The organism is Pseudomonas sp. 30_B (genome assembly GCF_017491605.1).
Lineage (GTDB): Bacteria > Pseudomonadota > Gammaproteobacteria > Pseudomonadales > Pseudomonadaceae > Pseudomonas.
Genome location: NZ_JAFGYY010000050.1, coordinates 1 through 8991, shown reverse-complemented (window position 1 = coordinate 8991; position 8991 = coordinate 1). Strand labels below are relative to the sequence as shown.

Genomic DNA, 8991 nt, shown 5'->3' with positions numbered 1-8991 from the left:
CCCCGAAACCACGCCCCACCCCGCCCGCACAGGGCGACGCGGCCCTCGACGGCGCCGCGCCCTTGCAGCCTCACCATTACAAGGCCAGCGACCTGCCGGAGCTCCCGCCCAGCGACCGCACCGCGTTGTTCGGCGGCCTTGCGGTTCTGCTGGCCGAACTCCGCCGACGCGGCAACAAGGCAACGCTGTTTGGCAACAGCCACAGCATCGTCAGCTTCGGCCCTCCCACCGAGGCCGCCACCACGACCTACAGCGCCAGCGAGTTGCTCGAAGCGCTGAATCGCCTGCAGCGCGAATCGGCCCAGGAACTGGCCCAGCGCATGCGCCAGCCACAGCCGGTGGACGCCCTGAAGGCTGATCTGCAGCGCGAGCTGGAGGCTGGCGCCGAACGTCCCGGTACGACCCGCCTGACCGATCAGGAAGCCGATGTCATCGACCTGGTGGGCATGGTCTTCGACTTCATCCTCGACGACGAAAACCTGCCCGACAGTTGCAAGACCACCCTCTCCCACCTGCACACGCCTTATCTGAAGGTCGCCCTGCAGGACAAGCAACTGTTCACCCAGCACCACCATCCGGCGCGCAAGCTGCTCAACGCCATGGCCCAGGCCGGGGTGATCTACGGCGGAGAAGATGAGGAGCGCAGCCTTCTGGCAAAGATGCACTGGGTCGTGGAGCGCGTGATCCAGGACTTCGTCGGCGACCTCGGCCTGTTCGATGCGCTGCTCGGCGAGTTCAATGAATTCGTTGCCAACCTGCGGCAGAAGGTGGAGCTGCGCGAACGCCGCGCCATGGAGGCGGCGCGCGGCCGCGACCGCCTGCTGGCTGCCCGCGAGCAGGCACTGGCAGCCATTGCCTCGATCACCGGGTGCCGCGACCTGCCGCCGCTGGTGCGCAACTTCCTCGAATTGAGCTGGTGCGACGCGCTGACCTTCATTTCACTGCGCGCTGGCGAACACAGCGACGAGTGGAAGCGCGCCTGCAAGGTGGGAGAGCAACTGGCCTGGAGCGTCACCCCGCTGGATGAGGCGGGGCGCGAGCATCTGCAGGCGCTGCGCCTGGGCATGCTGGACGAACTGCGCAAGGGGCTGGAGCTGCTCGGTGGCTACCATGAGGATGGCATCCATCGCCTGCTGCAGGATCTGGTCGCCTGCCAGTACGCGATCCAGTCCCAGCAGCCGCAGGTCGCAGCGCAGTTCAAGCAGGATCTGCCGGAAAGCCCTCTGGGCGTCATGCTCGGCGCGGAAGTCCACAACCTCGACCGCAACGCCGGCGAGCCGCTGTCCGAGCGCGCGCGCGAGTTGATCAAGGAACTGGCGCAGGTGGAGTTCGGCACCTGGTTCGAATTCAGCGATGTCACGCCGGTCCGCCGGCTCAAGCTGTCGTGGTTCAGCCCGACCACGCGCAACTATATGTTCGTCGATCACACCGGGCAGCGCGTCGCCGTCAAACCGTTAGTGCAGTTGGCTCGGGACATGGAGGCGGGCAAGGTTCGCCTGGCCCCGACGGATCACACCATTCCCCTGATGGATCGCGCGCTGAATACGGTCTACCGGGTCCTGCAACGCATCACCGGGCGCCCCCCGGCACAGAACTGAGGAGCACTCGATGAGCGAGCGTCGCCAGCACGACCGGCACCAGACCGGGCTGACCGTGGAGGTCTTCGACCGCCACTCCGGGCGCAGCCTCGGACGCCTCGCCGACCTGTCCAGCGAGGGTTTCATGCTCTGCGGCGTGGACGTACCGAACGTCGATTCGGTCTGGGCCTGCCGGCTGGTCCCGCAGCCGCCGCTGGATGGGATCGGGGAGATCCAGCTGGGCGCCGACTGCCTGTGGAGCCGTGGCGGCAGCGACGGGCAACTGGGCTGGGCGGGTTTTCACATCATCGACATCGCCGAGGACCAGGCCGAGGTGCTGGAACGCCTGCTCAGCCTGCTGGCCGAGGCCCGCGAAAACCGCTGAGCCGACGCTGGAAGGTTCGCGAGCTTGCTCGCGAACAGCTCCTGAATACAGACAAGAAAAAGCCCCGCAATGCGGGGCTTTTTCTTGGACCTGTGGATCAGGAGAAGACGATCTCGTCGTTCTCCACCTTGGCGTTGATCTTCGCGCCCGGCAGGAACTTGCCCGCCAGGATCAATTGCGCCAGCGGGTTCTCGATCCAGCGCTGGATCGCACGCTTGAGCGGGCGGGCACCATAGACCGGATCGAAGCCGACCGCGATCAGCTTGTCCATGGCCTCGTTGCTCAGCTCCAGGCTCAGCTCGCGCTCCGCCAGGCGCTTGCGCAGGCGGCCCATCTGGATCTGGGCGATGCCGGCGATCTGCTCGCGGGCCAGCGGTTCGAAGACCACCACTTCGTCGATCCGGTTGATGAACTCCGGCCGGAAGTGCGCATTGACGGCATCCATCACCGCCGCACGCTGGGCCTCACGGTCGCCGACCAGCTCCTGGATCTGCGCCGAGCCGAGGTTCGAGGTCATCACGATCACGGTGTTGCGGAAGTCCACGGTGCGCCCATGGCTGTCGGTCAGTCGGCCGTCTTCGAGCACCTGCAGCAGCACGTTGAAGACATCCGGGTGGGCTTTCTCCACCTCGTCCATCAGCACCACGGAGTACGGCTTGCGACGTACGGCTTCGGTCAGGTAGCCACCCTCTTCATAGCCGACGTAGCCCGGAGGCGCGCCGATCAGGCGAGCCACGGAATGCTTCTCCATGAACTCGGACATGTCGATGCGCACCAGCGCTTCCTCGGTGTCGAAGAGAAACTCGGCCAAAGCCTTGCACAACTCGGTCTTGCCCACCCCGGTCGGGCCGAGGAAGAGGAAGGAGCCGCTGGGGCGGTTCGGGTCGGCGAGGCCCGCGCGGGAGCGGCGCACGGCGTTGGCCACGGCCACCACGGCTTCGTTCTGGCCGATGACGCGCTTATGCAGCTCGTCTTCCATGCGCAGCAACTTCTCGCGCTCGCCTTCGAGCATCTTGGAGACGGGGATGCCAGTCCACTTGGACACGACTTCGGCGATCTCCTCGTCGGTCACCTTGTTGCGCAGCAACTGGTTCTCGGTCTTGCCATGCTGGTCGACCATCTGCAGGCTGCGCTCCAGGTCCGGAATGGTCTGGTACTGGATGCGCGCCATGGTTTCCAGGTCTCCCTTGCGCCGGGCCGCTTCCATTTCCTGCTTGGCCTGCTCGATCTTCTGCTGGATCTGCGCGGAGCCCTGGACTTCGGCTTTTTCCGACTTCCAGATCTCTTCCAGATCGGCGTACTCGCGTTCGAGCTTGGCGATGTCTTCTTCCAGCTTGGCGAGGCGCTTTTTGGTGGCCTCGTCGTCTTCCTTCTTCAGCGCTTCGCGTTCGATCTTCAGCTGGATCAGGCGGCGATCCAGACGATCGAGCTCCTCCGGCTTGGAGTCGATCTCCATGCGGATGCGGCTGGCGGCTTCGTCGATCAGGTCGATGGCCTTGTCCGGCAGCTGGCGGTCGGTGATGTAGCGGTGGCTGAGCTTGGCCGCGGCGATGATCGCGCCGTCGGTGATGGTGACACCGTGGTGCACCTCGTAGCGCTCTTTCAGGCCACGCAGGATGGCGATGGTGTCTTCCTCACTCGGCTCGTCCACCAGCACCTTCTGGAAGCGACGCTCCAGGGCGGCGTCCTTCTCGATGTACTGGCGGTATTCGTCCAGGGTGGTGGCGCCCACGCAGTGCAGTTCGCCACGGGCCAGGGCCGGCTTGAGCATGTTGCCGGCATCCATGGCTCCCTCGGCCTTGCCGGCGCCGACCATGGTGTGCAGTTCGTCGATGAACAGGATGATCCGGCCTTCCTGCTTGGACAGCTCGTTGAGCACGGCCTTCAGGCGCTCCTCGAACTCGCCGCGGAACTTGGCGCCGGCGATCAGCGCGCCCATGTCCAGCGCCAGCAGGCGCTTGTCCTTCAGGCCGTCGGGTACTTCGCCGTTGACGATGCGCTGGGCCAGGCCCTCGACGATGGCGGTCTTGCCCACGCCGGGTTCGCCGATCAGCACGGGGTTGTTCTTGGTGCGGCGCTGCAGGACCTGGATGGTCCGGCGGATTTCGTCGTCACGGCCGATCACCGGGTCGAGCTTGCCGTCCTCGGCGCGCTTGGTCATGTCGACGGTGTACTTGTCCAGCGCCTGGCGCGACTCCTCGGCGTTCGGGTCGTTGACCGCTTCGCCGCCGCGCAGGTTGGCCACGGCGTTTTCCAGGGCTTTCTTGGACACGCCCTGGCTGCCCAGCAGCTTGCCGAGCTTGGTGCTGTCGTCCATGGCGGCGAGCAGCACCAGTTCGCTGGAGATGAACTGGTCGCCCTTCTGCTGGGCCAGGCGGTCGGCCTGGTTGAGCAGGCGCGCCAGGTCCTGCGACAGGTTCACGTCGCCAGTGGGGCTCTGGATTTTCGGCAGCGCGTCCATCTCTTTATTGAGAGCCGTACGCAGGGCCGGGATATCGAAGCCGACCTGCATCAGCAGGGGCTTGATCGAACCACCCTGCTGCTCCAGCAGGGCGGAAATCAGGTGCACCGGCTCGATGGCCGGGTGGTCATGTCCAACGGCCAGGGACTGGGCATCGGAGAGGGCAAGCTGGAGCTTGCTGGTCAAACGGTCGATTCGCATGGGGGTCGTCCTTCCTTCTCTATAGCGGGCCGGAGCGATGAGTGCCCCTGGTCACGACAAAGCCCGCCGGGATGCCAGATAGATAAGGACGATTTTGGCCGGTTCAAGCCATTTGGCCATGACACTGGTCAGATGATGCTGTCGAGATGAGCGTAGGAGCGGACTCTGTCCGCGATGGTCTCAGGCGCGATGCGGGCCTATCGCGGACGGAGTCCGCTCCTACAAGATCAAAAGCCCCTCACCCTAACCCTGGCTGCGCGCCCCGCTCCTCAAGCGGGAGAGGGTTGGGGTGAGGGCATGGGCTGGCACAGACTCCTCAGAAGAAGACTGTTGCTCCTACGAATAAGGCGTCAGGCCAGCCAGACCAGGCTGGCCAGGCGGCCGGTGCAGGAGCTGCGGCGGTAGGAATAGAAGCGTTCGGTATCGGTGAAGGTGCACAGTCCGCCACCGTAGACCGCCGTCACGCCCTTGGCGGCGAGGCGGATGCGCGCCAGCTCATAGATGTCGGCCATGAACTTGCCGGCATTGGCGCTGGGTACGAACGCGCGCTCGGCCGCGGCATGATCCGCCAGGAAGGCTTCGCGCACTTCCGGACCGACTTCGAAGGCCTGCGGGCCGATGGACGGGCCAAGCCAGACCAGCAGCTCGCCCGGTGCAACACCCATGGCGTCCACGGTTGCCTCCAGCACGCCACCGGCCAGCCCGCGCCAGCCGGCGTGGGCAGCGGCAACGCGGGTACCGGCGCGGTCGCAGAACAGGGCGGGCAGGCAGTCAGCCGTCATGATGGTGCAGGCGACGCCGGGGGTCTTGCTCCAGCTGGCGTCAGCGGTGGCAACGACGGACGGATCGGCTTCGACCACATCGATGCCATGTACCTGGCTCAGCCAGGCAGGCTGGCAACCCAGCTCAGCGGTCAGGCGCCGACGGTTCTCGGCGACCGCCGCCGGCTCGTCGCCAACATGGTCGCCCAGGTTGAAGCTGTCGAAAGGTTCCGCGCTGACGCCGCCAGCCCGCGTGGTCACGCAGGCGCGGACGTTCGCCGGCGCCGGCCAGTCGGGCGTCAGCCAGGGGTTCATACGAAGGACTCGTTATCCTGCCGCAGCAGGCTCAGCAGCCAGGTGAAGTCATCCGGCAACGGCGACTCCCACTTCATGCGTACGCTGGTGGCCGGGTGGTCCAGCTCCAGGAAGCGCGCATGCAGGGCCTGGCGCGGGAAGTCGCGCAGGGACTCGATCAGGGTCGGGCTGGCACCCGGCGGAATGCGGAAACGCCCGCCGTAGGTGGGGTCGCCCACCAGCGGATGGCCGATATGCGTCATATGCACGCGGATCTGGTGGGTACGGCCGGTTTCCAGCTTCACCCGCACGTGCGTGTGGGCGCGGAAGCGATCGAGCACACGGTAATGGCTGACGGCGACCTTGCCGGCATCCACCACGGCCATCTTCTGCCGCTGTACACCGTGACGGCCGATCGGCGCATCGACGGTTCCGCCGGCGACGATCACGCCGGTAACGATGGCCTCGTAGATCCGACTGACGGTACGGGCCTGCAGCTGCGCGACCAGGTTGGTATGGGCTTCGAGGGTCTTGGCCACCACCATCAGACCGGTGGTGTCCTTGTCCAGGCGGTGCACGATGCCTGCGCGCGGCACGTTGGCCAGGTGCGGCACATGGTGCAGCAGCGCGTTGAGCAGGGTGCCGTCCTGATGGCCGGCGGCGGGGTGAACCACCAGGCCGGTCGGCTTGTCGATGACCAGGATGTGGTCATCTTCATAGACGATGTCCAGCTCGATGTCCTGGGCCTTCCACTCGCCCTGGGCTTCCAGCTCCACCTGAAGTTCCAGGCGCGAGCCGGCGTGAACGGTGTCACGCGGGCGCAGCACGCTGCCGTCGACGGTCAGGCGACCGTCCTTGATCCAGCCGGCCAGGCGCGAGCGGGAATGATCGGAGAAGAGCTGTGCGGCGACCTGGTCGAGACGCTGACCACCGAGGTCGAACGGCACTTCTGCCGCGAGTTGGATGATATCGGACATGGCGGGACACGAAGGGCGCGCGGCCTTTTGGTTCGGCTGCACGCTGTGGTTAAATACGGGGCCTTTGTCCCAGGGTAACCCCCTGGGGCGCCAATCATAACAGACGGTTGCGGCCGCGACAGCCGACCGTCCAGGGACGCAAGCCGCCATGCAAGTGAAACACCTGCTGCTGATCGCCACCCTCGCCTTCGTTACCGCCTGTTCTTCCAAGGGCGACAAGGTGGATGAGAACCTGAGCGAAAGCCAGCTGTACCAGCAGGCACAGCACGATCTTGACACCAAGAGCTACACCAACGCCGTATCCAAGCTGAAGGCGCTGGAGTCCCGCTATCCGTTCGGTCGCTATGCGGAACAGGCCCAGTTGGAACTGATCTACGCCAACTACAAGAACATGGAGCCTGAAGCGGCGCGTTCCGCCGCCGAGCGCTTCATCCGCCTGCACCCGCAGCATCCCAACGTCGATTACGCCTACTACCTCAAGGGCCTGGCCTCCTTCGACCAGGACCGTGGCCTGCTGGCACGCTTCCTGCCGCTGGACATGACCAAGCGCGACCCGGGCGCCGCCCGTGACTCCTTCAACGAGTTCGCCCAACTGGTCAGCCGCTTCCCGAACAGCCGTTACGCACCGGATGCCAAGGCGCGCATGATCTACCTGCGCAACCTGCTGGCCGCCTACGAAGTGCACGTCGGCCACTACTACCTCAAGCGCCAGGCCTATGTCGCCGCCGCCAACCGTGGCCGCTACGTGGTGGAAAACTTCCAGGAAACCCCGGCCGTCGGCGATGGCCTGGCGATCATGGTCGAGGCCTACCAGCGCCTGGGCATGAACGACCTGGCCGACACCAGCCTGGAAACCCTGAAGCTGAACTACCCGGACAACCCGAGCCTGAAGGAGGGGCAGTTCGTTCCGCGTGAAGACGAGGCCGACAACCGCTCCTGGCTGGCCAAGGCGACCCTGGGCCTGATCGAGACCAACGACGCCCCGCCGCACATGGAAACCCAGGCGAGCAAGGACGTAATCAAGCAGTACGAAGACGCCGAGCAGCAGATTCCGGCGGAGCTCAAGCCGGAGAACCAGTCGGACGTGCAGGAAGAACAGCACGAGTCCGAAGGCAACGCCGGCGGCAGCGACCGCTCCTGGTTCAGCTACATGACCTTTGGCATCTTCGACTAAGTAGCGCGGATGCGATGAAAAAGGGAGGCTTCGGCCTCCCTTTTTCGTGGGCGATCGTCCGCCGGCGCGGACCACGTCTCTGTGCGCGACCGCACGCCTTGGATACACTGCGGCTCTCTATGGAATAAGGGAACGCCATGACCCGCCTGCTGTTCTGGATTCTACTGTTCGCACTCGGCTGGTGGCTGTGGCGCAAGGCCACCCGCCCTGCCCGCCCCAGCGCACCGGAACCCCGCGAGGAGCAGACCGTGCCCATGGTGCGCTGTGCCCAGTGCGGGGTGCACGTCCCGCGCAGCAATGCGCTGCAGGACGAGAGCAACTGGTACTGCAGCCGTGCTCATCTCGAGCAGGACCGTGCAGACCGTGGCCACTGAGGACATTTCGCTCACCGGGCAGGGACGGCGCGTCCTGCGCCTGTATCACCTGTACCGCCTGACCATCGGCCTGGTGCTGGTACTGCTGATTTCCAGCAACCTTGACGGTGAAATCCTCAAGCCCGCCCAGTCCGAGCTGTTCCACATCGGCTGCTGGACCTACCTGGTGGTCAACATCCTGATCGCCGTCCTGATGCCAACGCCCCGGCAACTGCTGGCCCTGTTCATCCTGGCGGCCCTGGATGTACTGATGCTCAGCGGGCTGTTCTATGCCGCCGGCGGCATTCCCAGCGGCATCGGCACGCTGATGGTGGTCGCCGTCGCCATCGCCAACATCCTGCTGCGTGGCCGGATAGGCCTGCTGATCGCCGCCCTGGCGTCCATCGCCCTGATCTACCTGACTTTCTACCTGAGCCTCACCCAGACCATCGCCTTCAACCACTACGTACAGGCCGGCAGCCTGGGAGCCCTGTGCTTTGCCTCTGCGCTGCTGATCCAGGCACTGGCACGCCGCCAGCAGGTCATTGAAAACATCGCCGAGCAGCGCGCCACCACGGTGGCCAACCTCGAAGAGCTCAATGCCCTGATCCTCCAGCGCATGCGCACCGGCATCCTGGTGCTGGACGACCAGCAACGCGTGCTACTGGCCAACCAGAGTGCCACCACCCTGCTCGGTGGCCAGGAACTGACCGGGCAGCCGCTGGCCGAGCACAGCCCTGCGCTGCTGAACAGCCTGCGGCTGTGGCAACAGAACCCCGCCCTGCGCCCGCCCAGCCTGCAGCCACAC

At 65.5% G+C, this 8991-nt stretch carries 7 protein-coding genes and 1 pseudogene; 5 read left to right on the top strand and 3 right to left on the bottom strand.

The features are described 5' to 3' along the window. Together J5M67_RS27025 and J5M67_RS27020 are read left to right on the top strand one after the other, a co-directional pair. The coding region (locus J5M67_RS27025; protein ID WP_207888489.1) for a DUF1631 family protein at positions 1–1598 on the top strand (1598 nt) is incomplete at its 5' end. A gap of 10 nt (positions 1599–1608) precedes the next feature. Further along, entirely contained in the window at positions 1609–1962 is a 354-nt protein-coding gene (locus J5M67_RS27020; RefSeq protein ID WP_207888488.1) for a PilZ domain-containing protein, read from the top strand. A 97-nt stretch (positions 1963–2059) separates the two neighbouring features. Here the strand turns inward: J5M67_RS27020 and clpB are convergent, their stop codons facing one another. The 3 genes from clpB to rluD all read right to left on the bottom strand — a co-directional run bounded on the left by clpB (position 2060) and on the right by rluD (position 6656). Further along, complete coding sequence (gene clpB / locus J5M67_RS27015) at positions 2060–4624, bottom strand: ATP-dependent chaperone ClpB (protein WP_207888487.1); 2565 nt, start codon at positions 4622–4624, stop codon at positions 2060–2062. A 350-nt stretch (positions 4625–4974) separates the two neighbouring features. Next, positions 4975–5700 carry a peptidoglycan editing factor PgeF gene (gene pgeF, locus J5M67_RS27010; protein WP_207888486.1) on the bottom strand — a complete coding sequence of 242 codons (726 nt, stop codon included), beginning with the start codon at positions 5698–5700 and terminating at the stop codon, positions 4975–4977. Further along, positions 5697–6656 carry a 23S rRNA pseudouridine(1911/1915/1917) synthase RluD gene (gene rluD, locus J5M67_RS27005; protein ID WP_207888485.1) on the bottom strand — a complete coding sequence of 320 codons (960 nt, stop codon included), beginning with the start codon at positions 6654–6656 and terminating at the stop codon, positions 5697–5699. Before rluD ends, pgeF begins: the two co-directional genes overlap by 4 nt. Before the next feature lie 148 nt (positions 6657–6804). Between rluD and J5M67_RS27000 the strand changes: the two genes are divergently transcribed. From J5M67_RS27000 to J5M67_RS26990, 3 genes and pseudogenes are all read left to right on the top strand, one after another. Next, on the top strand, positions 6805–7830 hold the full coding sequence (locus J5M67_RS27000) for an outer membrane protein assembly factor BamD (RefSeq protein ID WP_207888484.1): 1026 nt from the start codon (positions 6805–6807) through the stop codon (positions 7828–7830). A gap of 137 nt (positions 7831–7967) precedes the next feature. Further along, the gene (locus J5M67_RS26995; protein ID WP_207888483.1) at positions 7968–8204 is read left to right on the top strand and encodes a PP0621 family protein; all 237 of its coding nucleotides are present in this window, start codon (positions 7968–7970) and stop codon (positions 8202–8204) included. Then, positions 8194–8991 (top strand): annotated as a pseudogene (locus J5M67_RS26990) (PAS domain-containing protein); the annotation flags it as partial. The gene J5M67_RS26995 and the pseudogene J5M67_RS26990, both read left to right, overlap by 11 nt.